24 protein-coding genes are annotated in these 22,062 nt (G+C 65.1%); 7 read left to right on the forward strand and 17 right to left on the reverse strand.

The features are described 5' to 3' along the window. Window positions 1-33: 33 nt before the first annotated feature. Window positions 34-351, forward strand: coding sequence for a WXG100 family type VII secretion target (locus ABT254_RS36510; protein ID WP_351480144.1), 318 nt, complete (start codon window positions 34-36; stop codon window positions 349-351). A 21-nt stretch (window positions 352-372) separates the two neighbouring features. Continuing rightward, entirely contained in the window at window positions 373-1,113 is a 741-nt protein-coding gene (locus ABT254_RS36515; RefSeq protein ID WP_351480147.1) for a hypothetical protein, read from the forward strand. 6 nt (window positions 1,114-1,119) lie between these two features. Here the strand turns inward: ABT254_RS36515 and ABT254_RS36520 are convergent, their stop codons facing one another. The 3 genes from ABT254_RS36520 to ABT254_RS36530 form a co-directional block, all read right to left on the reverse strand. Next, window positions 1,120-1,692: a hypothetical protein gene (locus tag ABT254_RS36520; RefSeq protein ID WP_351480150.1), complete on the reverse strand. Its 573-nt coding sequence runs from the start codon at window positions 1,690-1,692 to the stop codon at window positions 1,120-1,122. Between the two features lie 351 nt (window positions 1,693-2,043). Beyond that, window positions 2,044-3,252, reverse strand: a complete 1,209-nt coding sequence (locus tag ABT254_RS36525) for a S8 family peptidase (RefSeq protein WP_351480152.1) — start codon at window positions 3,250-3,252, stop codon at window positions 2,044-2,046. Beyond that, entirely contained in the window at window positions 3,249-3,947 is a 699-nt protein-coding gene (locus tag ABT254_RS36530) for a hypothetical protein (RefSeq protein WP_351480155.1), read from the reverse strand. The genes ABT254_RS36525 and ABT254_RS36530 overlap by 4 nt, the downstream gene beginning before the upstream one ends. Before the next feature lie 613 nt (window positions 3,948-4,560). On the opposite strand from ABT254_RS36530, the gene ABT254_RS36535 reads away from it, so the two are divergent. Beyond that, window positions 4,561-4,848 (forward strand): hypothetical protein, encoded by a 288-nt coding sequence (locus ABT254_RS36535; RefSeq protein ID WP_351480158.1) that lies wholly within the window; start codon window positions 4,561-4,563, stop codon window positions 4,846-4,848. A gap of 42 nt (window positions 4,849-4,890) precedes the next feature. Further along, a complete protein-coding gene (locus tag ABT254_RS36540; RefSeq protein ID WP_351480161.1) occupies window positions 4,891-5,421 on the forward strand; it encodes an SUKH-4 family immunity protein in 531 nt (176 codons plus the stop codon). 301 nt (window positions 5,422-5,722) lie between these two features. Here ABT254_RS36540 and ABT254_RS36545 read toward each other — a convergent pair whose 3' ends face one another. Both ABT254_RS36545 and ABT254_RS36550 read right to left on the reverse strand, forming a co-directional pair. Further along, a complete protein-coding gene (locus tag ABT254_RS36545; protein ID WP_351480164.1) occupies window positions 5,723-5,932 on the reverse strand; it encodes a DUF397 domain-containing protein in 210 nt (69 codons plus the stop codon). A gap of 9 nt (window positions 5,933-5,941) precedes the next feature. Continuing rightward, window positions 5,942-6,793, reverse strand: coding sequence for a helix-turn-helix domain-containing protein (locus tag ABT254_RS36550; protein WP_351480167.1), 852 nt, complete (start codon window positions 6,791-6,793; stop codon window positions 5,942-5,944). A 237-nt stretch (window positions 6,794-7,030) separates the two neighbouring features. Between ABT254_RS36550 and ABT254_RS36555 the strand changes: the two genes are divergently transcribed. After that, window positions 7,031-7,438: an ATP-binding protein gene (locus ABT254_RS36555; protein ID WP_351480170.1), complete on the forward strand. Its 408-nt coding sequence runs from the start codon at window positions 7,031-7,033 to the stop codon at window positions 7,436-7,438. Window positions 7,439-7,505: 67 nt separating this feature from the next. Here ABT254_RS36555 and ABT254_RS36560 read toward each other — a convergent pair whose 3' ends face one another. From ABT254_RS36560 to eccB, 12 genes are all read right to left on the reverse strand, one after another. Further along, window positions 7,506-8,060: a hypothetical protein gene (locus tag ABT254_RS36560; protein WP_351480173.1), complete on the reverse strand. Its 555-nt coding sequence runs from the start codon at window positions 8,058-8,060 to the stop codon at window positions 7,506-7,508. 225 nt (window positions 8,061-8,285) lie between these two features. Next, complete coding sequence (locus ABT254_RS36565) at window positions 8,286-8,927, reverse strand: hypothetical protein (RefSeq protein WP_351480176.1); 642 nt, start codon at window positions 8,925-8,927, stop codon at window positions 8,286-8,288. Between the two features lie 29 nt (window positions 8,928-8,956). Continuing rightward, the gene (locus tag ABT254_RS36570; RefSeq protein ID WP_351480179.1) at window positions 8,957-9,580 is read right to left on the reverse strand and encodes a hypothetical protein; all 624 of its coding nucleotides are present in this window, start codon (window positions 9,578-9,580) and stop codon (window positions 8,957-8,959) included. A 114-nt stretch (window positions 9,581-9,694) separates the two neighbouring features. Continuing rightward, window positions 9,695-10,975, reverse strand: a complete 1,281-nt coding sequence (locus ABT254_RS36575) for a putative T7SS-secreted protein (protein WP_351480182.1) — start codon at window positions 10,973-10,975, stop codon at window positions 9,695-9,697. Then, window positions 10,975-11,301, reverse strand: coding sequence for a DUF6317 family protein (locus ABT254_RS36580; RefSeq protein WP_351480185.1), 327 nt, complete (start codon window positions 11,299-11,301; stop codon window positions 10,975-10,977). Before ABT254_RS36580 ends, ABT254_RS36575 begins: the two co-directional genes overlap by 1 nt. A gap of 574 nt (window positions 11,302-11,875) precedes the next feature. Then, window positions 11,876-13,237 (reverse strand): type VII secretion-associated serine protease mycosin, encoded by a 1,362-nt coding sequence (mycP, locus tag ABT254_RS36585; protein ID WP_351480188.1) that lies wholly within the window; start codon window positions 13,235-13,237, stop codon window positions 11,876-11,878. Window positions 13,238-13,309: 72 nt separating this feature from the next. Further along, entirely contained in the window at window positions 13,310-14,857 is a 1,548-nt protein-coding gene (locus ABT254_RS36590) for a hypothetical protein (RefSeq protein ID WP_351480191.1), read from the reverse strand. Window positions 14,858-14,892: 35 nt separating this feature from the next. Continuing rightward, window positions 14,893-15,183, reverse strand: coding sequence for a hypothetical protein (locus ABT254_RS36595; RefSeq protein WP_351480194.1), 291 nt, complete (start codon window positions 15,181-15,183; stop codon window positions 14,893-14,895). A 156-nt stretch (window positions 15,184-15,339) separates the two neighbouring features. Beyond that, entirely contained in the window at window positions 15,340-16,509 is a 1,170-nt protein-coding gene (mycP, locus tag ABT254_RS36600; RefSeq protein WP_351480197.1) for a type VII secretion-associated serine protease mycosin, read from the reverse strand. 367 nt (window positions 16,510-16,876) lie between these two features. Then, window positions 16,877-17,167 (reverse strand): WXG100 family type VII secretion target, encoded by a 291-nt coding sequence (locus ABT254_RS36605; RefSeq protein ID WP_351480200.1) that lies wholly within the window; start codon window positions 17,165-17,167, stop codon window positions 16,877-16,879. A 103-nt stretch (window positions 17,168-17,270) separates the two neighbouring features. Beyond that, window positions 17,271-17,582 (reverse strand): WXG100 family type VII secretion target, encoded by a 312-nt coding sequence (locus tag ABT254_RS36610; RefSeq protein WP_115905532.1) that lies wholly within the window; start codon window positions 17,580-17,582, stop codon window positions 17,271-17,273. Window positions 17,583-17,846: 264 nt separating this feature from the next. Then, window positions 17,847-19,418: a type VII secretion protein EccB gene (gene eccB, locus ABT254_RS36615; protein WP_351480203.1), complete on the reverse strand. Its 1,572-nt coding sequence runs from the start codon at window positions 19,416-19,418 to the stop codon at window positions 17,847-17,849. A 407-nt stretch (window positions 19,419-19,825) separates the two neighbouring features. On the opposite strand from eccB, the gene eccE reads away from it, so the two are divergent. Further along, the gene (eccE, locus tag ABT254_RS36620) at window positions 19,826-21,151 is read left to right on the forward strand and encodes a type VII secretion protein EccE (protein WP_351480206.1); all 1,326 of its coding nucleotides are present in this window, start codon (window positions 19,826-19,828) and stop codon (window positions 21,149-21,151) included. Next, a complete protein-coding gene (locus tag ABT254_RS36625; protein WP_351480208.1) occupies window positions 21,151-21,996 on the forward strand; it encodes a hypothetical protein in 846 nt (281 codons plus the stop codon). The genes eccE and ABT254_RS36625 overlap by 1 nt, the downstream gene beginning before the upstream one ends. The last annotated feature ends 66 nt before the right edge of the window (window positions 21,997-22,062 follow it).

The following is a 22,062-nucleotide window of genomic DNA, read 5'->3' on the forward strand; positions in this document are numbered from 1 at the left end:
TACGGAGCGGACGTGCGACGACGGGGGTGAGAGATGACGTTCAGGGTTAACCCGGAAGACCTTGATGGGTACAGCCGCCAGGTGGCACGTGCGGCTGATGACATGCATCAGGCGCAGGAGTACATCAACAAGTACGGCGACATGGGTCCCGTCACCGGGCAGGGACTGATCCTGTGGGCGCTTCGCACGCACCCACAGGCGATGGATGAGGTCAAAGATGTAGTCGCCCGAGTCCGCAGTCTCCTGGCTGCCAGCGCAAAGGAGCTGTCGAAGTCCGCGGAGTACTACCGGACGACTGACCAGGACCAGGCATCCAAGCTGGACGCCACCTACCCGCCGAGCAAGCGCTGAGCCACCCGGAGACTCACTCTCATGAGCTTTGCAGACACTGTCGAGCCCGTCGACAGTCTTAAAGCACCCAGCGAACCCGAAGAGTTCTCCAAGGGAATTATCGGTGATTCCGTCAGCACAGTGAGTGATTTCCTCAGCCCGAGCGAGTGGGTACTGGGGACGATCGAGTTCGTGTTTGGCTTCAACCCTTTGGAAGAGGCCATCTCTTGGTTCACCGGCGACTGGGCGTCATACGTCAAATGTGGCGAGATGTGGGCCAACACGGGAAAGCTCGCCAAGGACGTAGCCACGAACCTGCAGTCCGGCAACAGGGAACTGGATGCAACTTGGGACGGAAATGCAGCCGATGCCGCTTATGTCTACTTTGAAGAGTTGGCGAAGAAAATCGGCGCCCTAGATGGAGACTTGAAGGAGCTTCAGGGCTACTACAAGGACGTCGCACTCGCTGTGGCCAGAGGCGCAGACCTCATCAAAGGCTTGCTTGAGCAGCTAGCGGATGAAGCAATCATTGCAGAGGTCGAACTCGCGGCGGGCACCCTATTGGCCGAGACGGGTGTCGGTGCCGTCGTAGGCTATGCGGCTGCTGCTCTGGAAATCGCCGAAATGATCAAGACTTGGGGGCGTATCACCGAGGCTTACAGTGCTCTTCAACAAGCTGTGGATCTGTCGACGACCGGTGCTGGATTGGTGGTCGGCAGGCTCGGCATCGCCCTGAAGAGCCTGCCTGAACCCGGGAAGAGCTACGACAATCCCGCGGTATAGCCGCTGTCAGCTCAGGAGCCAGGCCACCAGCGTCAACAGGAGACAAACGCCAGCACCGGCGAGGCTTCCGCGGACGACCCACTTTCGCACCGTGCCCACCCGGGTACCTGACACCGACCTGGTGATCATGGCCACCTGCATACCGCTGCGGGGGAACATACCTGTGGCGGCAAATGACATACCGAACGCCGCTACGAGCCAGCCGAGGAAGAACGCCGCAAGCCACCGGGTCGTCTCGCCAAAGCCGACCCGCACGTACCAGTCGCCGGCTTGCTGCACAGAAACCTTGCTACCCGGCTTCACCGACGCACGAATGCTCGCCTGATCATCGATGATCTTGCCGTCATCGGACCGGAAGGTGCCTCCGCACACCGTGGTGTCACTGGAGCTGCGGCTTCCTTGCTTGACCCAGCAACGCTCCACAGCCAGCGTGCCGTGAGTGCCGGCGACACCGGCCGCGTTGGCTGCGTTGTAGAGGCCGAACCCGAAGATCACCAGGGCGAGAACGAAGAACAGCCCACCGAGGGCACGGCCCATGATGCCGGGTTGAGGCAGCCGTGTGGTTGGCGCGAGCGGCATCAATTCAGGCTCCCTCACTATGCCTCCCCTGCCGTACTTCTCAACCAGCTCACGGTCATGCCTCAAGCCGTCCCTCGGCGTCGGCTCCACACGTGCGCGACCATGCCGCGCTCCTTCATACGGCCCAAGTAAACCAGTACGCCGACCGCGATCCGCAGCCCGGAGGTATCCGCCCGCCTTGGAGCTGGGGTTCGGCTGCAGACAAACCTGATGGCGTTCGGCGCGGCTGGTGGCACCAAGCCAAGGGCTTCGAGACGCGTGACCCATCGGTCCAGGAAGCGAAAGCTCCCGCTGAACGGAAGGCCAATACGGCTTCCATCCAACAGGAACTCTCTGCAATTCGCCGAAGCATCAGCCTGTGAAGGACCCCTGGGGCCGCACCATGCCGACCGCTCCCGCCGAGACCTTCCGCCGACCGGACAGTGCAAGGAGTACACCACCGAGCAGAAACGCCAGCCCCACTCCGGCAGCAACCAGGCCCGTCATCCACAGACTCCGCTCCAGCGGCGCGCCCTTGGTCTTCGGAGTGCCATCCGGGGTCCCCAGGTACTCCTTGCCCTTGTAAGCCACCGCCCCTGTCATGTCCTTGGGAGGCGAGGCGGCAGCCTTCACCGCGGCGGCGGCGTTGATCGGGCCGTAGCCGAGCACAGCGCTGCCACCGCCTGCGGGGCGATGGGTGGTGGCGATCAGGACGTCGTTCACCTGCGCAGGGGTCAGTTTCGGGTTCTTCGCGTACATGAGCGCGACGACCCCGGCGGCCAGCGCGCAGGCCGGTGAGGTGCCGTCAACGGACTCGTAACCGCCGGTGCTTTTTGCGCTGACGATGCCGACGCCGGGCGCGGCCACGTCGTTGTAGGTGTGCACGGTGGAGAATTCGGCGTGCCCGTTGCCCGGCTTGGTGGCGGCCACCGCGATCACACCCGCGTAACCCGCCGGGTAGGAGATGTCGTTGAGCTCGTCGCCCGAGTTGCCGGCCGAGGCGAGCAACGTGACGCCCGCGCGCAGGGCGTAGGCCACTGCCTGGGTTTCCTCGTCGCTGAAGCTGGCGAACCCGTCGTCGCTGCCGAACGACATCGAGATCACATTGGCCCCGTGGTCGACCGCGTACCGGACACCTTCGGCCATCGGGCTCTTGTTCTGACCTTCGAGCTCCTTCAGCCGCTCCCCGGCTGCTTTCTCGTCGTCCTTGTCGGAGGTGACGCGCACCGCGAGGATCTTGGCCCTTGGGGCCACCTTGAGGACGTCCGAGGCCATGGCGGTGCCGTGCTTGCCCCAGTCCGGGTCACCCGGTTCCAGACCGTCCTGGCGGTAGTCGGGCCCGGTGGTCACGTGTCCCCTGAGGGCCGCGTGATCGGCCACGACACCACTGTCGAGCACCGCGACTGTTACGCCCTCGCCCTGGCTCTGCGCCTGCGCTGCAGACAGATCGAGTGCGGTTCCCTCCCAGCCGACCGGCGTGGCCGCCTGGGCAGGGGCTGCGGCGATCGTGCACAGCACACCCGCGAGGGCTACCGCGGTGCAAGTAGCGCGTATGGACTTGAGCTTCACCACTGGGCTCACCGCTTCAGATCCTCGAGGTGCATGCTGAACGTCTGGCTGAGAGCCTGGGCCTCGTCCATCCAGGGCTGGCGGTCCGAGTTGTTCCCGTAGTCGCCCCAGTCCCCGGGCAGGTTGGACGAGGTACGGCCGTCGACCGCGCCGGTGGTGACAGCGATGGCGTACGGGATACCCCCGCCGGCACCAATGCCTCCCATGCCGTTACGTCGGCTCGATTGCCACTTCGCCGCGAGCGTCCCCGGAACCTTCAGCGGCACGACGGCAGCATCGGGAACGTCCTCGGACGACTGCTTGTCGAAGAACTCGTGCATCTGTTGGGAACCGTTTCCGCCCTCTGGCAGCACGATGATCGCGACGGTGGCGACCATCTCCCCGGTGAGATCGACGTACGTAGCCCGCAGTACAGCCTGGCACCCGAGCTTCTCGGCGGTCGCCTTGGTCTTTCCACTGAGCCCCGCAGAACACGAAGTGTTCTCGGAGATGCCCATACGGCTCCACTCGGCAACCTTCTTGTCCGACGCCTTGATCGTGTAGCCGGGCGGGTTGCCGACGGTCGCCGGGAAGAGCGACTCAGTGGGTTGATTGCGCCACAACACCGGACCGTAGGCGTCGTTGGGCACCTGTAGCTGATGGTTGCTCCAGGCGTGCGCCGCCAGCGCCCCGCCGCCCAGCATGCCGAGCAGGCCGAACACCGCCATCAGGCTCCCGAAGACCTTTCGGGCGGTGCGGCCTCCACCGGAAGGGGCCGACGGGGGCATTGGCGCCGCGGGCATGGGGCTGCCGGGCGGGTGGTAGGCACCGTACTGACCGTACTGAGGGGGCCCCGGTTGGACCGGAACGGCGCCCGGAGCCGCCCCTGGCGGTGCCGCAGGCATGGGCGGCACAGGGGCCTGCCCCTGCCAATGCGGGGGCTGTTGCGGGGGCGGTTGCGGTTGCGGTTGCGGTTGCGGTTGCGGTTGCCAACCACTCTGCGGGGGCTGTTGCGGGGCCGGTTGCGGCTGCCAACCACTCTGCGGGGGCGGCTGCCCGTACGGATTGCCGCTTCCCGGCGGCGTGGGGTAAGACATGGGTTCCCTCTCACAGGTCAATCTGCGAGGGAGCACGATGGGTGGTCCGGCCCTTTCGTGGCAGAGCCCACACCTCAACTGACCCGCACCCCAAGCTGCTGCGAGGCACAACTACAGCCACTCGCGCACCTTTCGGCGCCCCCGCGAATCTCACGACAGCTTATGACCTTCGCAGACGCAAGGCGTTCCCGCCCTGTGGAGCTCAGATAACGATCTGATTGAATGCCTCGACTGAGCGTGACCGATGGGGCGATTCGACCTGATCCAGTCGGTGCTGACGTACCGGCTCAGCAGGTACCACCCGCGAAGCACCGTCGTCGATCGCGCGGACGCCACCCGTGTCGTCGATGGCCACGCGCTGGGCTATCGCTTGGCTGCGGAGCGCTTCGAGCAGCTCGCACTCACGCTGGAGACCTTCTTCCTGGAGCGGCTGGCCACCTCGGAGTACGCACGACTCGCGCTGGTCGATGACGACTTGGTGGTGTACGACGTCTGGTTGAAGCTGCTACGACAGGCCAGCCTCGCCGGCTAAACCGCCAGCACAATGGTACGGCGAAGGAGAAATGGAGGACACATGGCCCCCCATGACGAAATGACGGAACTGTTCGGCGCGGGCCGCGTGGTCACGCTGGACCGTGCCGTCGCCGAGGAACGCGGGCTGTCCGAGGCCGACGCCGAGGTGCTGTGCCACGTCGGTGTGCCCGTGTTCGTCGACGCCCTGTTCACCCTCGACACCGCCGACGAGGGGCCGGATCCCTTCACCGTCGTGCCGGTGGCCGCGGGCGACGAGGAGACCCGCATCCTCGTGCTGGGCGGGCCCACCGACGACCCTGCGATGCAGTACTGCCTCGACATGGAGCGCGGCTACGTGATCCTCATGTCCTTCGGGGAGGAACCACAGGCCGAGATCGTGAACCGAACCCTCGCCGACCTCGTCGAATTTCTGTACCGCTTCGCACTGCGCACCGAACACCTGGAGCACGCCTCGCCACAGGACTACGGCCCGTACACGGACAAGCTCGTGGAGTACCTCCGGGCCCGCGACCGGTACGCGTTCGCTCAGCCGGACAGCTGGCGGTGCATGGTCTTCGAGCAGGTCGGCTGAGCTCTGCCGCGGACGTACGAGGCACGGTGGCGGCGCCACAACGAGGGGCGAACGAACGTGCGGCTGCTCTTGCGTAGACCGAGTAGCGGGCCCGGTAGGCCACATCAGTGAGGGCAACCGCCCTGTAGGGCTGTCCGACTCCCGACCCGCCCAGCCGACTTGTGACACGGATACGCCAGAGGGTGGCCCACCGGGTGGCTCACGCCCTCGTGGTCGCCGTTCCCGTGGGCCTCCTGAGTTGGATCACCTGAGCGCGGAGCCGACTCCCGGACGAGCTCGCTGGGACCTGGCCAATGACACGCTACGGGGCTTCGATGCCACGACCGGTGTCGGCTTTGAGGTTGCTGATGAACGCCGTGAAGAGTCCGACCGGGATGGACAGCGTGCCATTTGCCGGGGCTTTCGAGTCGCGTATCGCGACCCGGCCGTGGAGGTGCGCTATCTCAACACAATTGTTGCCGTCGGCGCCGCCTGAGTAGGACGACTTCCGCCAGTTGTCGGGGGTGGTCACGACTGCTCCTCACACTTCCTTCGCCAACCTGTGGATGAAGTCACGCGAACGCGCTGGTTCGAGTGATACAGCCTCCACTTTACGGAAGAGCGTTCGAAAAGCGCCGAGTTGGGCCTCAGAGTCGATGAAAGCCGTGCCGTGAGCGGTGTCGCGCAGCGCCGTGTCCAGTTTCGGTACGGCGCCACCCGCGTACGCCATGCCGCTCCAGGCTCCGCCGAAGTCGTCGAGGTCGAAAGGGATGACCCTCACGGTGACGTGGTCCGCTTCGGAAAGTTCCAGGATGCGGGTGAGCTGGGTTTGCAAGGCGGCTCGGTTCCCGACTCGGATACGCAGAGCCGCTTCGTGGATCACCGCCTCGTAGGGGATCGGAGTAGGACCCGTGATGATCACCTTGCGTTCCATGCGGTGTTCGACCCGCAGCGCAAGCTCGTCCTCCGGGAGTTCAGGGACACGGTAGGAGAAGATGCCACGGGCGTAGTCCCCCGTCTGAAAGAGGCCAGGGACGTGCAGGAACTCGAGGTCGAACCGGTAGGTGGCGTGGTGCTCCAACTCGGCGATGTCCAGGAACGAGACGGGCAATAGGCCCTGATACTTCTCCCACCAACCGCGCGTCCGATCGGTTGCCATCGCGACCAGTGCCGCGATCAACTCCGTGTCCGTGCAAGCGTAGTGAGAGGCAAGCCTTCGCACGCGCTCCCCGCTGACTCCTGCGGTACCGAACTCGATCTGACTCATCTGAGCCGAGTCCGTACCCAGCAGCGCAGCGGCTTCGCGTCCCTTGAGTCCCGCCGCCTCGCGCAGTTTTCGCAGTTCAGCGCCAAGACGCTCCTGTCGTGCGGTCGGCTGTCTTCTGCGCGCCATGGCTTCCTACTCGCTCCCAACTGCCCTAGGAGAAGTGCCTCGTTCGAGGGTCAGATTACGGCAACGACTTGCATGGTCCCAAATTGTGGCTCTACCGTCAGTGACGCGACGCACACGCTGCGGAATCCGGGGTCATCGGAAGCGCACTGCTCCGTCCTGCCATGACGGCTGCGGCACTGCCACCGCACGCCCGCCCCCAGCTACCACCAACTCCCCTCCTTCGACAGGAGTTCCTTCATGCCCGAAACCGAACCCTGGGAGTACTCCCTATACATCCCGAACGACCCACGCGCCGTCACCATCTGCCGCCGCACCGTCCGCCTGATCCTCACGATGCACGGCCTCATCCGTCACGTAGACACCGCCGAACTCCTCGCGACGGAGCTGACCGCCAACGCCGTACTCCACACCAAAGGACCGGCCGCCCTGCGCCTACGGTGGCGCAACGGCGTGCTCCGCATCGGCGCCTGGGACGCCGACCCCGAGCCGCCCGACCCCCCGTCGAACCTGGCCGACTTGGTCGACGCGGAGCAAGGCCGCGGCCTCGCACTGGTCCGCGCCTGCGCCGACGTATGGGGCTGGCAGCCGCTGACCAGAAACGGCAACCGAGGAAAATACGTATGGTGCGAGGTCGCTGCCGCGTAAGTCGCGTGGCCAGGCCAGCGGGAGTCAATCATGCGGCGCGGGCGGACGATCAACGGGGCCGGCCTTCCTACGGGGTCGGCTCCGCGAGCATGGCGATCCAGCTCAGGATGCCCCCGGGGATCGCGACCATCACGACATAGAGCATCCAGTCGGCCACCCGCTGGCGCCGCGAGCGCTCCCGGGCATGGGATTCGCGGCGCCGAGACGCTCCGCGTGGCTTGACCGCATGCCCCGCGAGGCACCCTAGGACGGCCACGCAGACCGAAACCTGCCACAGCTCGCCCACGACGCCCCAGAACCCGACCCGCTGAATCGTGTCTGGCTCCACTCCCTGCCGTGCGTCGAACTTCGTGCCGTCCGGGTAGTCATGCCCGGTGTCTTCGAGGTGCACGTAGACGGCGTCGCCGGCAGTGCCGCCGTCCGGCGTGAAGTGCCCATAGCAGTCGTAGTTGGAGTGCCTACGGCTGTTGCTGGTGTTGACGCAGTCGTCCACCTTGTACGTGCCTGGGATGCCGTAGACGCCTGCGGACAGGGCGAGGTCGGCGGTCGCGTTGACGCACCAGAACGCGGTCACCAGGGCGAGGACGACACCGCACGCCCAGCCGAATACTCGCTTCACCACAACCCCACGATCTTCGTCCCCATGCCGAAAGGAGCCAACCTCGGGAGTCCCAGAGGTTTTCACCCCCAGGCAGCCCGTCGGCTGGCTTCACTCAGCACGGGCGATCTCGTCTCACGCGCGAGCAGGTCGGCAAATACTCAGTCACCAGTTCGCAGACGCCGAGGCTAACTCATGAGATCACTCACGGAAAACTTACTCATTGCCAATCTTCACGATTCCTTAATGTCAGCCCCGCAGCAGCATCGGCTTCCGCCAATTCCGCTTATGGATACCTGCCTGCTCCGCTCGAGCAATACGCTCGGCATCAGCCTGCTCCCGTTGGGGTGCCAGCTTGTCCCAATCAGCAGGATTCAAGAACAGCATCGCGTTGCTGCCTGGTACGACCATTACTCCACCGAAAACAAGGTCCCCTGCAACCCATACGCCGTTTTCAGTTCCTCCCGGCCAACGGCGACGTCCGGCAGCATTGATGGCTTTCATCAACGGAGCGCCATGGTCACCCCTCGTCGATATCTTGACCTCAAACACGTTGCCGTACTCGGTCCAATGCGAACCCTTCTTGACCACGCGCGTGTAGAACCGAAGAGGGTAGTGACGCAGCACCTTCCGGCATTGGATCAAGCGGACTCCAGCCCAAAGGCGGTAAACCGAAAGGATAAATACGAATATCGCTACGATGAGAGGAAGTGTCAGGAAAAATGAGGCAGAGGCTCCCGCCCTGTTCATCGCCATTGGCACCACGATCAGGACCACTACAAGGGCCATCCGCGAAGCAAGAAGTTTTGCCAGGATGATGTAATTGTTCTTCATGGCCTGTTCGACGTCCACGGATGCTGGAACGTCCACTCCTGGAGGGTTCTCTGCCATCTCTACTCCGTTCGTTTACCGGTGTCTAACTAGCCGAAGTCACTCTCGATCGCAGCGGCCGCCCCAGATCCCGGCCTCTTGCTGTTATCTGCGGCTTCCGCGAGCAATGGGTCGGTGAACGACAGAGTGTGCGCGACGCCCAGCAGCACATCTCGATAGGAATCAGCGAGATCCACGGCGGATGTCACCAACTGCAGCACAACGATGTCGCGTGCGCCAGGACCGGTCACCGCAACAGTTCCCTGCCACACCGTCCCTTCTGGAGCCGTGTCGCTGCCCTCAGGGGGTGCGCCTGGTGCAGGTGCGCGGCGGCTCTTCTCCGCGAGGAATCCGGCTCCACACGGCAAGTCCAGTGGACGCATCCCCTCGTCCGGTCGGTCGGCAGCGGAACCTGCCAAACTGGCGAGTACGAGCTTGGCATTGCCTCCCGTCGTCGGGAAGACCGAGACTGTGAGAACAGAAGACGCGAATCCACCCGCTTCATCTGGATGGAGTCCGAGTGCACACCCCAGAACATTCTGAGCGTTCAGCAGGCCCACAATGCCTGTATAGAATCGCACGACGCGTTCCGTGTGGTCCCGCAGCTCATCCGGCAGGCTGAGCACCTGCTTGACAAGTTCCAGAACTCTTTCAAAGGGCGGGTTGAGATCCAACCTGAGATACCCATGTGGAAGCCCATACCATAGGAGGGGCTTCGATTGAGTTTCTAGCCCGCTGAAATCATAATTCACTGTGCAATCTACCCCTTCAGACGCTCATGCAGTTTCCTACGCCCATCCCACTAGCTCTGCAATGTCGCGCATCGTGGCAGCAGCCGTCGTGCTGTTAACGGCATTGTCCGTCGCGTCGCCCCCAGAAACCATTCCCATACTCTCGGCAGAGGACACCAAGTTCGCCGCAACATTCAGACCGCCAGCCGTGATGGAGCCCATCAACTTGGCCGATCCGCCAGCACCTTCCCGTGCAGCACGCCACGCGTCGGCGGTTCCCTCCGTGGCTTCCTTCGAGAAGGCAGGGACAATCTCTTTGACAAAAGCACCCGCTTTTTCGCTGCGCGACACGGCCACACCCATCCTGCCTGCCATACTGACCCCTTCGGCCACTTCTCGTCCTGCTGCCGCTAGGGCTGTTCCTCCGGGGATCATCCCCACGGCGTCACCGGCAAGAGAGGCCCAGGCCGAGAACGTATCCATACCGCTTCCTCCTCCGAACAGATCGCTTCTGAACTTCGGATCTGCCAGGTTCTTGGACATGGACGCTGCACTCGCCACAACCGCGATACCGGCGAACAGCGGTGTAAGCGGCGTGGGGAAGAGTGCCAGTAGTCCAGCGATTGCACCGATGGTTCCGGCGTGTTCCAGCAGAAAGTCGCCAGTGGCTTTGATGCCGTCCCAAATGGCATCTACGGCTTTGCTCAGCCAACCAGGTTCCTGCGGTGCCAGCTTGTCCGTGGCATCGTCGAGCGACTTGGCGACCGTCTCTGCGTTGTCCGTGTGCGTGTGCTCCAGCACCTCCGCCTTGGCGATGATGTCGTTGTACTCGCCATTGGCCTTGTTCAACACGATGGTCGCTTCGTTGAGGCTGCGCTCAGCCGCCCGCAACCGCGCAGTCGCTGCGTCAGCTTCCTCCTGCGTGGGGAACTGTTGGCCGGCGAGCCTCAGGTCCGGATGCTTCTCGGCCTCTGCGTGACGTTCCTTGGCCGACGCAACCGCAGATTTCTTCTCGGCTGCGGCAGCGTCGTACTTCTGTGCCAAATCGCGGTTGGACGTCAGATCGCAGTCCCATTTCCCCAGTTGGGCCGCAGCCTTCTCCAAAGAGCGGGCTGCATTCTTGATGTAAGTCGGCAACTCACCGTCGATGGCATCCCGGAACGCCTTCGCAGCATCGCCCTCCCAATAGCTGCTTTCACCGATCAGTTTGTCGAGCTGCGTGTGACAGCTGCGGAGTGCGGTGGCGGCCGAAGCCACCTTCTGCCTCAGGGCGTTGACCTCACTCGGGATGCCCGGCACGGGATTCCAACCGAGGTGGGGGTACGGGTTCGCCGCCATTACTTTGCGCCCTTCCGCCCCGAGGTTCCCTTTGCCTCTATGTCTTTGAAGGCCTTTTCCAGAGCTTCTTCAACTTCCTCGTAGGCCTTCTTGTTGGACTTCACGCCCCCACTCACGGCCTCGACCATCTTCTTGGTCTGCTCTGATCCGTACTTCCAGCGCTCTTGGAAACCGTCACACGCCTCGTCGAGACGCTGAGTCCCGATCTGGTCAGCACGGACGTGGGCCAAAGCGGTCCGAGCCTCTTCCAGATCACTGATACAGCCCTCAAGGGTCTTGAGGAACTGCCCCAGCTGATCTGTATCCGTTTTGAAGTGGTCCCCCATGAAAATGGCTCCTTGAGTGATGGTTCAATGCGAGAGCGCGGCCGCGAAAGCAGACAATGTGCCATGAATTCACCATTCAGGCAGGTGCGAGACGAAGTCGACGGTGCGACCGTGATCTTTGTTCGTCATCTCGCCCGAAGGAAGTCAAAACCTACTAGCCCTGATAACCATCCGGCCCTCATAGGGGCTACTGTGCATACGGATTGGGCTGCTGCGGAGGCTGGGCTGGAGGAGCATCGTACCCACGCTCTTGGTTGGAGAGTGGGGCGGGGTACGGCTGTTGAGCGGTTGGGTACATCCCTTGCTGAGGCGGGTAGCCCATGTTCTGTGGGTAAGTTCCGCTCATGGGCCCTGCGTTACCCGAGTTGCGACGGCTATGGGAAATAGCGAAGACGGTGACGGCGGCAATCACGGCTCCGATACCGATAACGCCGACGAGAAGGACGATGGCGCCCATTGAAGAGGTTCCATTCCATTCTTGTTCTCGGGATGGCTCACTGCGCCGTCGTTGTGCATGCCGCGGAGGACTGTGATGGCCAACCATCCCCGCCACCACTGGACGGTGAGCCGACTCCTACTGCCCCTGGTGCGGGGGCTGTTGAGCGTAGGGGTTGGGGTGCTGCGGGGACTGGCCTGGAGGTGTGGGGGTGGGAGGGGTGTTGGGGTACTGCTGGTAGCCCGTCGGGGGCTGGGGCGGGTAGCCCGTGCCGTGCGGGGGCGTTCCACCACCGGGGCCGGAACCGGGGCCGCCACTGCCGCGGTTACGGCGGCTGCGGATTACCGCGAAGACGATGCCGATGACGACTGCGGCAGCTGCAATGCCGACGATGAGAAGGATGTTGCCCGAGGAGGAATTGTTCTTCTCTTTGGCTTGATTCGTGCTGTCGTTGCCCGCGGAGGCAGGGCTTGACTCCGTGGACGTGGACGGCGGCGCCTGGGCGAGGGGGCCCTCCTTGGAGCCCTTGGGGATGTTCATAGTCAACGCCATGTACGGGCGGATGATGCCGTAGCCGTACTGTTCGTCAGGCGTCTTCTTAACGTCATGTTTGAGGAAGGTAGCCGATTTGATCAGGCGGTTGATGACTTGGCCAGCCGTGAGGTTGGGGTATTTGGCGCGAATGAGGGCAGCGGTAGCCGAGACATAAGCAGTGGCATCAGACGTACCGGTTCCCTTTGAATACCCACTGGGCTGACTGGGGTCAGCCTCGATGATATTGACACCGGGAGCAGTGAGAGTCACTCCCTTGCCATAATTGGAGCCATCCCAGACGTTCAGAGACTCGTCAACTGCACCTACAGCTACCACTCCTGGGAGCTTCGCAGGATAGGACAATTCAGCGATTCCGTCGTTTCCAGTGCCAGCCACAACAACAACATTATGCTGCTCCGCATACGCGATTGCTTTAGCACCCTCAGAACCAGGGGTGGCGAGAGAATCGGTGAACGAGAGGTTGATTACACCCGCACCGTGATCAACCGCATACCGGATGCCGTCAGCCCATTTATCATCATTAAAATCGTCGGAATGAGCAGCCTTGATTGGGAGAATCTTGGCCTTCGGTGCCAGGCCAATCACGCCGGAGGAATTGTTCGCCCCGTGCCCTTGCCCCGCGATGATGCTTGCCATACCCGTACCGTGACCGCTGGTGTCATTGTGAGCATTGTTGCCCCCGGTGACGTCTTTACCCTCCAGCACCCGGCCAGCCAGGTCAGGACGGCTTGCGTCTACGCCAGTATCGACGACGGCAACCGTGACCCCTTGCCCCTGTGACTCCGACCAAACCTTTTTGAAGTTCATGACGTCTATCATCCACTGCTTATCACGGATGTAATCCGCTGAGGCAATGGGTGCTGAAGTGAGGAGCAAGGCTCCCGTCAAGGTCACGACACTTGTCGTGGACCAGACTCGCTTGAAACCCAATTCCTTGCTCCTCACTCGGCTAAGGCTGGCCGTACCAGCCTCCATATATGGGCAGACGACGACAGTTCGTCCTACCCGCTTACGTGCTTACTCGATCGTTCGCGGTACGTTGCGGTTGCGGTCTTCTTCCGAGATCCAGGTCTCTTCGTCCTCGACCAAGTAGTCGGGACGGTCGCCCTCGCCATTCTCCTTCTTGGACCGGCGGTCCTTGCCGCCCGCTCCGCCAGCTGCGCCGGCCTGCGTTCCGCCCCGACTGCCGTGCAAGCCTGCACCGCCACCGGCGCCCTTACCGACACCCTTGGCAGCACCGACTACTCCGCCACGGGCCCTCGCGAGGGGTCCACGACCGCCAGCACTGGCACCGCCTCGGCCGCCTGCTCCGAGGCCCCCGCCGCCCATTCCGCCCATACCGGCTCGGCCTCCGGCACCGCGGCCCGCTGCCGCGCCAGACAAACCACCGCGACCAGCTAGGGCCCCGAGTCCGCCAGCAGACCCCTCCGCAAGGCCAGCAGCTCCGCCAGGCACCCCGAGACCTGCGCTCCGTGCTCCACCGATACCGAGGCCACCGCCACCACCGACGCCAGCTTCGCCAACGCCTGTGCCGGAACCAGTCCCAGAGAGACCAGGAGAGATGCTGTCCACATTTGTCTTAGCCGTCGGAAGCTGTGAGCTGGCCGTCGGAAGCTGCGCGCCTCCCGTAATGCCCGGGTCACGCGGCACCGTAGGGGCCGGCTTGATGCTGGTTGTTGAACCAGCGCTCCACGGCTTGTTAGCCCCACGTCCCGCGCTCGGTCCCCCCGCCGAACCACTCGGTACTGTGACCGGAGGAGGCATCGTCACGTTGTTTTCCGGAGGGTTGACACCCTCTCTGTGGTTAATTGCCCCAGCACTGTTGAGGTTCTTCGTATAGACCTGGTAATTGGCCGCCAAGTCCTCCATAACCGCCACGGCCTGCAGCCTCCGCTCCATCTGGAGCGACAAGTTCTTCTCATCCGCCTTGGCGACGGTATCGGCCCTGACGCCTGCAGCCAGGTCTTTCTTCATCTGGGAGTCATCCCGGCCATCGTCGTTCAGCTTGTCGCTCGCGCGCTCGGCCAACGAAGGTTCCTTGATGTCCTCCATTTTGGCCTTGGAAGCATCGAGATCCTTACTGACCGCGAAGAGCTGCTCGGCCGTGAAGTTGGCGTGCGCAGCACCATTCCGAAGCTGGACTCCGATGTCGGCGGCCTTCTTTCGAAAAGCTTCAGCCGCTTGGCCTTCCCAGTGCTGCAGGACATTGTCGACAGCACTCTGCAGCATGCCCGCAACGCTGTCCTTCGCCGAAACCTGATCCACACCGCCGGTCTTGCCGTCACCATCGCCACCGGACAGGATGTTGTGGACGTTCTTCCAGTGGCTCCCAGCCTCGGCAATCTTGCCAGGTTGGGAATCCAGGATCATCGAGCGCAAGCCGTTGATCGAGTAGGAAATGAAGTCCGTCTTGAGCCCCGTGGGACGACCACCCTGCCCATCGTGTGCGACCTTGTCGGACTCGATGAGGCGGTCATGTTCCTTCTGGTGCTCTGCCTTCCTTTCCTTTTCTTGGTTTTCCGCGTACTTCTGGCTGTCCCTGTAGTCCCCTGCCGCATCGGCCATGGCCCACTCCCCTCGTCAGTGCTTTTCCGGAACGGCTACTGCGCCAACTGATTGTTCGTGGAGCCGCCCGAGTCGCCCCCCACGCTCGTCTTGATCTCGTGCTCCTTGTCGTTGTACTTGTCCCGGACCTGCGAGGTCTTCGTACTGAAGTCGTCGATCAACTCGTGGAGCTGCTTGATGATTTTCTCGATCTTCGCCTTCATATCGCCGTGAGCCCCGTGCAGGTCCGCGGCCTCTGCGAAGTAGCAGCTCTGACCGAAGGCGTCGAACGGGATTTCCGTCTCGTACTTCGACGTGGTGCCGGCCTTTTCCATGTCGTCCAGCAACCTCCAGAGCCTACGGATGACCTCATCCAGCGCGCTCAGATCAACCCGCATCCCGTCGCTCATACCCCGTTGTCCTCTCCCCTGTACCTCAAATTGTCAGCACCGCGCGGTGCCCAAGTCGTCGCCCACATCGGCCGATTCGGCCAGCAGGTCCGCCTATCCAGTGCGCCCAACCCGCCCAACTCTTCCTACCCGCCGACTCCGCCAATCCCGCAAAGCCACCCCACTCCCCGCAACCACCAGCACCGCAGCAAGCCCCGCGCCCACCACATAAATGGCTGTCCGGCGCTCCCGTTCCGCCTCGCTCTCGCCCATGGTCACCGCCATGGGAACGACCCCGCCAGACCCGGCCTTCACTGCCGGGTCAGGGGTCGGAGAGGACGCCGGCTTCGAGTCGTCCGACAACGCGGCCACCGGGTCGATCACGCCCCAGCCGATGTAGCGGTTGGGGCCGCGGTCCGGGCGCTGGGCCGTTTGCTCGATCCGGGTGGAGATCTGAGCCGCCGTCCAGCCCGGGTGCTTCTGCTTCAGCAGAGCCGCGACGCCCGCGACATACGGGGCCGCGAAGCTCGTACCGTCGGCGGTGCACTGGCCCTTCTTGGGGACCGTCGAGACCATGTCGACGCCCGGTGCCGCGACGTCGACGAAGTCTCCCGCCTGGGAGAAGTAGGCGCGCTCGTCGTTGCGGTCGGAGGCCGCCACCGCCAGGACGCCCGGGTACGACGCGGGGTAGGTGTTGGCGGACTTGCCGTCGGCTCCGTCGTTGCCGGCGGCCGCCACGATCAGGGCGCCCCTCTTCACGGCCGCCGCCACGCTGTCCCGCAGCCCCTGGTTGTCCTGCTTGTCCGCGGTGTCCGAGGAGATGTTGATGATCTTCGCGCCCGAGACGGACGCATCGTGGATCGCCTGGGCCATGGTCTTCGAGTTGCCCTGCTTGTTCTCTCCGCCCGTGTAGCGGAAGGAGAGGATCTTGGCCTGCGGCGCTATGCCCTCGAAGCCCGTGCCGTCGATCGGACGGGCGGCGATGATGCCCGCCACCCGGGTGCCGTGGCCCTCGATGTCCTTGTTCGCGGCGCCGTCGACGTAGGTCTTGCCGGCGCCGGCCATGGCTCCGCTGAGCTGTGGGTTCGAGCTGTCCACGCCCGTGTCGATCACCGCGACCGTCACGCCCTTGCCCGTCGCCTGCCCCCACATCTGGTCCAGCAGGATCCGCTGGAGGGACCAGGGCGTGGACTTGATGACGTCGCCGCCGAAGACGCATTCCGTGCTCGCCGCCAGGCCGAACTTCGCACCGCCGGAGGCATGGCCGCCGGACGCGGGGCCCATGGGCTCAGGGCCGTCGGAAGCGAAGGCCGGCGGTGCCGAGACCACGCACAACCCGGTCACCGCAAGCACGCCAAAAACCCGCTGCAGTGCGCGGGTTCCACTCCTGCGGTCGTTGCGGCTACGCGAACGGGCTCTGCGGCCCTCCACGTTCAGGCCCCTCATGTTCAGGCCCCCAGGGCTTCCTGACGTACCGATGCCGGACGTCCCGATGACGAGTGTGGAGATTGATGACGGGTGTGAAGATTGACGAGTGTGAAGATTTGCTGAATTTGCTGTGTACGAGCCCGAAGCAGAGCTCGGCCCAGCCGACACCGTGGCGTCGGCTGGGCCGATTCTCTTCATCATGCGCCTCGGGTCACCGGCTGGCTCAGCCCCAGGATGCGGCGTTGCTCTTCTCCGTGGCCTGGTAGCTCTCCGCCGCGCTCTGCAGCGCCGTGGAGATCTTCAGGAGGGTGTTGTGCAGGTCCTGGGCCGTCTTGTCCCACTCGGTCTGCTTGCGCTGGTAACCCTCCTGCGCCTCGCCTTCCCAGGTGGCGGCGACGCGCTTGACCGCGGCCTCGAGGTCGTCGAGCTGCTGCTTGATGCGGCCGGCGGTGGTACGCACGTCCGTGGAGGCGTTGGTGATGGTTGCGTAATTGACGAGGATCGACATCGTCATTCCCTTTCAGGAAGAGTCGTTAGGAAGTCGTACGGGATCGATCAGGATCAGTGGAGCCAGTGGACCCAATGGGTCCAGTGGATCGGTCGGAGCCGGGTACGGCTCAGCCGAAGTCCGACATGATCTTGCTGATCTCGGAGTTCTGCTGCTCTTCCGACGCGGAGTAGTTGCTCCGCGTGGAGTCCACGGCTTCCTTGATGTCGTTGAGGATGTCGCTCATCTTCTTCGCATCCTGGTTCCAGCGCTCCTGCAGCTGGTGGTAGGACGTGGCCGCCTGGCCCTTCCAGCCGCCGGCGATCTGCTCGATGACACCGTTCAGACGGCGGATCTCGCCCTGCAGCTGGCCGTTGACAGTGCTGATGTCACCGGAGAGCTTGGTGAGTTCGTCCTCTGTTACCCGGAACTGGCCGGCCATGATGACCTTCCCCCATGTCGTCGTTCATGTTGTCTGATCCGGGAAACCTACTTGGTGCCCGGAGACTTCGCACCGTTGAGCGCTGCAAACACTCTATCGTCAGCCTGTCACTCATCCACAGGCAAGACCAATCAGTTACACGGCTCACACACTTGGGCGATCATCTTGTGATCAACAAGCCCGGCACGCCCAAGTACCCGGACTTGTCCGCCCGTTGGCGGGCGACCGGCGTCAATCGCCGACCCGCCCACCGGGGTTCTACGTTCACTGGCTCTGTTCCTGCGACGCGCTGCCCGTGTCCAGCGTCGGGCCCTTGGGGATGAACTCCGCCCAAGTCTGCGGAACCAGCGCGGGGTTGGTGATGTCCTCGTAGCCCAGGCGCGTACGGGCCTTGTCCGTCTCGCTCGCGCTCTGCGACGACCCGGTCGAGGCGGACGAGCCGGCGCCGTCGCCCTTCGCCGCACTGTCGTTGTTCGACGGCAGCGAGTAGCGCAGACCCGTGTCCGTCAGCAGGTACTGCGCACCGCCGCCGCCCGCGACACCCGTGAGCTCCTTGAAGAGAAGGCCCGAGCCGGAGGAGACGTAGGCGCTCACCGAACCGGAGACGACCTTCTTCGGGTACGCCGTTCCGGCCCAGGCGGCCAGCTTCGGCTTCTTGTCGGCGCCGAAGGTGCCGTCGTAGACGCTGCACGAGGTGGTGCGGGCCTGGCCGGTCGTCGTGGACGCGGGGTTGGCCTGGTGCGGGACGGCCTGGGGCCAGCCCTTGTCCCCGTAGAACTTCTCCGGCGCGCCGCCGTTGGCCGCGATGATGACGTTCTGGGGGACCTTGGTCGTCCCGGTCGCCCGGGCCTGGGGCGACTGCTTGAGCAGCTCCGCGACGAACGGGGTGACGGAGGCGACCTTGTCCTGGAGGACCACGTAGTACTGCTTGCCCTGCGCGTCCTCCGACTCCAGTACCTGGCCCACCGTGGTCGCCCCGGTGGGCAGGCCCTTGGCCGTGGTCGTCCGGCCCGCGCCCGGGACGGTCGGGAAGGTGATGGCCCCGCCGTCGTTGAAGGTGGCGAGCCACTCCTGGCTCACCGGCTGCGGCTCGGCGGACTGGCCGATGACGGCCGAGAGCAGCTGCGCCATGGTCGTCTGGTCGAGCTCCGGTCCACCGAGCAGGAAACGATTCCCGGCCCGGTCGATCAGATAGCGCGCACCGGTCTTGCTGTCCTTGACGTACAGCGCCTCACTGGCATCGACCTTGCCGGAATTGTCCAGCGTTTTGGCGTCGTCGGCATTGAGGACGAAGACGGCGCGGTCGATGGAGTCGGCCGAGCCTCCCGGCGCCGGGCGCTCGCACACCGCCCACGTCTTCGCCTTCTCCGCGTCCTCCTTGGAGGGCAGGCGGTCGGGGGCGTACGGGATGCCGATGGTCGCGCCGTGCGGGAGGTCGCTCTTGTCGATCTCGCTGCCGGAGACCTCCAGGACGCTGCCCTTGCCCTTGTCGAGGAGGAGCTTGGCGGAGGCGTAGTTGAGGACCGGGTGCAGCGTCGCGACCTTCTTGCCGTTCGACGCCTTGTCGTTGATGACGACGTAACGGGTCGTGGAGTCGCTGTCGACGATGATGTACTCGCCGGGCGTGTCCCAGCCCGCCGGTGCGGCCGGCTTGATCACGCCGTAGGCGATGAAGCCGATCACCAGGACGACGCCGAGCGCCAGGCTGGGCGTCACCGTGCGCATGGGACGCGGTGCGCCTTCCTCCGAGCCGCCCGGCGACGGTGCCAGGAACGCCGCGACGGTGCGCTTGCGAGCGAAGTTGTAGGCGGCGAGCTCGTCCTGACGCTTTGCCATGGTCCCCGTTTCTCTCGTTTTGTACTGCTCGATCGTGACTGTGCTGCCCGATACCGCTCGATCGTGCCTGTGCCGCCGGATCGCGTTCGCAAGGCAGCTTCGGTCGCGCAGGCACCTGCTCGGCCGCGCAGGCACCTACTATGCCCTGCGCCACCGGACGCCCGTTCACCAGGTGTTGGGCCGCCCCCGCATCTTCACAGAGCTTCACCACAGCGCTTCACCATGCGGGCCCGGTCCGTGAAAGGCTGGCCACCTGTGGTTTCGGTGTCCCGTGTGTCGCCTGGTGTTTCGCAGCGGGTACCGTGAGCCGCCCACACGGATGTTGTGGGCCCAGTCATGGCCCAGTTCATGGACCAGTGATGGCCCGGTGAGCGGCCACATAGTTCTCGAAAGGGATGTCCCGGGGGATGAGCAGCGCTACGAGCACTCGGCGCGGTCGCCGCGCACAGCAGCAACAGGGAGGGCCCGGCGACAGACGTCGCACCCCGGCCGCTCCTGCCGCCCCCGCCGCCGCGTCGCCGCGCACGCTGCCCCGCCCCGGGGGTCTGGGCCCGGTCCGGTTGCAGCAGCTCATCCTGGTGGAGCTCGCGGCCGCGGTGATGCTGGCCGCCTGGGCCGCCGACACGTCCTGGCTGCTGGCGCCGGCCGGCGCCGTGGCGGTGCTGCTGCTTCTGCTGGCGGTGCTGCGCCGTGGCCGCCGTCCGCTGCCCGAGTGGTACGAGACGACGCGCGCGATGCGGCAGCGCAGGCGCGACGCGAAGCTGCCCGTCCCGCCCGGGACCGACGCGATGCTGGCGCCGGTCGTGGAGTGCGACCCGGCCCTGCGGACGTACAACTTCGTGTCGCGTGACAACCGGGCGATCGGCATGATCGGCGACGGGACCTTCCTGACCGCCGTCCTCTTCGTGCAGCCGGCGGACGAGCCGCTGCGGCCCGCCGCCGCCCACCGTCAGCTGCCGCTGCGGCTGGTCCAGGACGCCCTGGAGGTCGACGGCATCCGGCTCGCCTCCGCGCAGGTCGTGCAGCACACCCAGCCGGCGCCCGCGCCTCATCTGCCCGCGCAGTCGCTCGCCGCGCGCTCGTACGGCCCCCTGCAGGCGCAGGTCGGTTCGCCCGCGCTGCGGCTGACCTGGGTCGCCCTCAAGCTGGACCCGGAGCTGTGCCCGGAGGCGGTGCAGGCGCGCGGGGACGGTGTCCCCGGGGCGCAGAAGGCGCTGCTGCGGGTGGCGGACCAGCTGTCCAGCCGGCTGGCCGGCGCCGGTTTCAAGGCGACCATCCTCGACGAGAACGAGCTGGTGCAGGCGCTGGCGACGTCCAGCTGCCTGAACCCGCGCGCCAACGCGCAGCACGGCCAGGAGGGACGGGCGCCCCAGCGCCGTACCGTCGAGGCGGTGAAGTCCTGGCGGGTCGACGACCGGTACCACGCGACGTACTGGGTCTCCCGCTGGCCGCAGTTGGGCAACGGCGGTGTGGCGCTGCCCGAGCTGGTCACGCGGCTGACCTCGCTGCCGGTGCTCGCCACGACGTTCAGCATGACCCTGAGCAAGGCCGGCAACAGGGGTGTCTCGCTCACCGGGCACATCCGGGTCACCGCCCGCGGTGACAGTGAACTCGGCCAGGTGGGACGGGAGTTGGAACGGGCCGCCGGTGCCGCGAAGGCCGGTCTGGTCCGTCTCGACCGGGAGCAGGTGCCCGGTGCTCTCGCCACTCTGCCGCTCGGAGGTACCTACTGATGTCCTACCCCCCGCAGACCATGCCTCCAGGACAGCAGGGCCACACCCCCGCCCGTTCGACGCCGGCGCACGTGGCCTCGCCCACCGACACCGGCATGATCCCGATCATCCGGCAGCCGGAGACCCCGCAGCAGCAACGGCGCATCGTCAGCCCGGGGTTCGGGCTGCGCGGGCCGCGCCGCAACCGGCATGTCGTCACCGCCGACGAACTCGCGGCGATCAGCATGCCCATCGGTGACGACGGTGTGCTCATCGGCACCGACCCGGATGCGCAGCCTGCGGTGCTGGGCCTGTCCCGGCCGACCGCCTTCGACGTCGTCCTCGTGGGTGGTCTGTGGCTCGCCCAGGTGCTGGCGCTGCGCGCCGCCGCGACGGGCGCGCGCGTGGGCGTCGAGACCGGACGTCCGCAGGTCTGGCAGCAGTTGGCGCAGGCGGCGGGCGGCGGCCAGCAGTGTGTGACGGTCTATCCGGTGGGCCGGGTGCCCGCGCAGGGCCCGTCGGTGTCGAGTCCGGTGGTGCTGATCCGGGACTGCGGTGTGCGTCCGCCGCGCGGGCGGGTGACCTCCGTGCCGTGGCAGGCCGTGGTGACGGTTCTGCCGTACGTCAGCGAGCACGCGCCGCGTTGGCTGGCTCAGGCGCAGCTGGTCGGCATCCAGCGGATCTCACCGCAGGAGATCGAGGTCGTCCGCGACACCCTGGGCGTGCCGAACGAGCATCTGCAACACCTGCCGGCGCTGCACGAAGGTGCGGCCCTGTGGTGCACCCGCAAGCACCACAAGTTCGTGATGACCGAACCCACCGATGCGGAGACGGGCCTGCTCGGCGTGGCCCGACGGATGGACTGACGCGTCGTCGTCATTGGGGGAAGGGTGCGAACGGCGCGAACCGGCCGCACCCGTGAGGCTGTTGAG

The sequence above is a fragment of the Streptomyces sp. NPDC001137 genome, assembly GCF_040298885.1.
Classification (GTDB): Bacteria; Actinomycetota; Actinomycetes; order Streptomycetales; family Streptomycetaceae; genus Streptomyces.

Excerpts from the sequence above, each read along its gene's own strand:
- eccE (WP_351480206.1), top strand. The coding sequence starts at position 19,826 with ATGAGCAGCGCTACGAGCACTCGGCGCGGTCGCCGCGCACAGCAGCAA.
- ABT254_RS36520 (WP_351480150.1), bottom strand. The coding sequence starts at position 1,692 with ATGCCGCTCGCGCCAACCACACGGCTGCCTCAACCCGGCATCATGGGC.
- ABT254_RS36540 (WP_351480161.1), top strand. The coding sequence starts at position 4,891 with ATGGCCCCCCATGACGAAATGACGGAACTGTTCGGCGCGGGCCGCGTG.
- ABT254_RS36550 (WP_351480167.1), bottom strand. The coding sequence starts at position 6,793 with ATGGCGCGCAGAAGACAGCCGACCGCACGACAGGAGCGTCTTGGCGCT.
- eccB (WP_351480203.1), bottom strand. The coding sequence starts at position 19,418 with ATGGCAAAGCGTCAGGACGAGCTCGCCGCCTACAACTTCGCTCGCAAG.
- ABT254_RS36580 (WP_351480185.1), bottom strand. The coding sequence starts at position 11,301 with ATGGGGGACCACTTCAAAACGGATACAGATCAGCTGGGGCAGTTCCTC.
- ABT254_RS36575 (WP_351480182.1), bottom strand. The coding sequence starts at position 10,975 with ATGGCGGCGAACCCGTACCCCCACCTCGGTTGGAATCCCGTGCCGGGC.
- ABT254_RS36625 (WP_351480208.1), top strand. The coding sequence starts at position 21,151 with ATGTCCTACCCCCCGCAGACCATGCCTCCAGGACAGCAGGGCCACACC.
- ABT254_RS36610 (WP_115905532.1), bottom strand. The coding sequence starts at position 17,582 with ATGGCCGGCCAGTTCCGGGTAACAGAGGACGAACTCACCAAGCTCTCC.
- ABT254_RS36530 (WP_351480155.1), bottom strand. The coding sequence starts at position 3,947 with ATGGCGGTGTTCGGCCTGCTCGGCATGCTGGGCGGCGGGGCGCTGGCG.
- ABT254_RS36605 (WP_351480200.1), bottom strand. The coding sequence starts at position 17,167 with ATGACGATGTCGATCCTCGTCAATTACGCAACCATCACCAACGCCTCC.
- ABT254_RS36515 (WP_351480147.1), top strand. The coding sequence starts at position 373 with ATGAGCTTTGCAGACACTGTCGAGCCCGTCGACAGTCTTAAAGCACCC.
- ABT254_RS36555 (WP_351480170.1), top strand. The coding sequence starts at position 7,031 with ATGCCCGAAACCGAACCCTGGGAGTACTCCCTATACATCCCGAACGAC.
- ABT254_RS36590 (WP_351480191.1), bottom strand. The coding sequence starts at position 14,857 with ATGGCCGATGCGGCAGGGGACTACAGGGACAGCCAGAAGTACGCGGAA.
- ABT254_RS36565 (WP_351480176.1), bottom strand. The coding sequence starts at position 8,927 with ATGGCAGAGAACCCTCCAGGAGTGGACGTTCCAGCATCCGTGGACGTC.
- mycP (WP_351480197.1), bottom strand. The coding sequence starts at position 16,509 with ATGGGCCCCGCGTCCGGCGGCCATGCCTCCGGCGGTGCGAAGTTCGGC.
- ABT254_RS36535 (WP_351480158.1), top strand. The coding sequence starts at position 4,561 with ATGGGGCGATTCGACCTGATCCAGTCGGTGCTGACGTACCGGCTCAGC.
- ABT254_RS36510 (WP_351480144.1), top strand. The coding sequence starts at position 34 with ATGACGTTCAGGGTTAACCCGGAAGACCTTGATGGGTACAGCCGCCAG.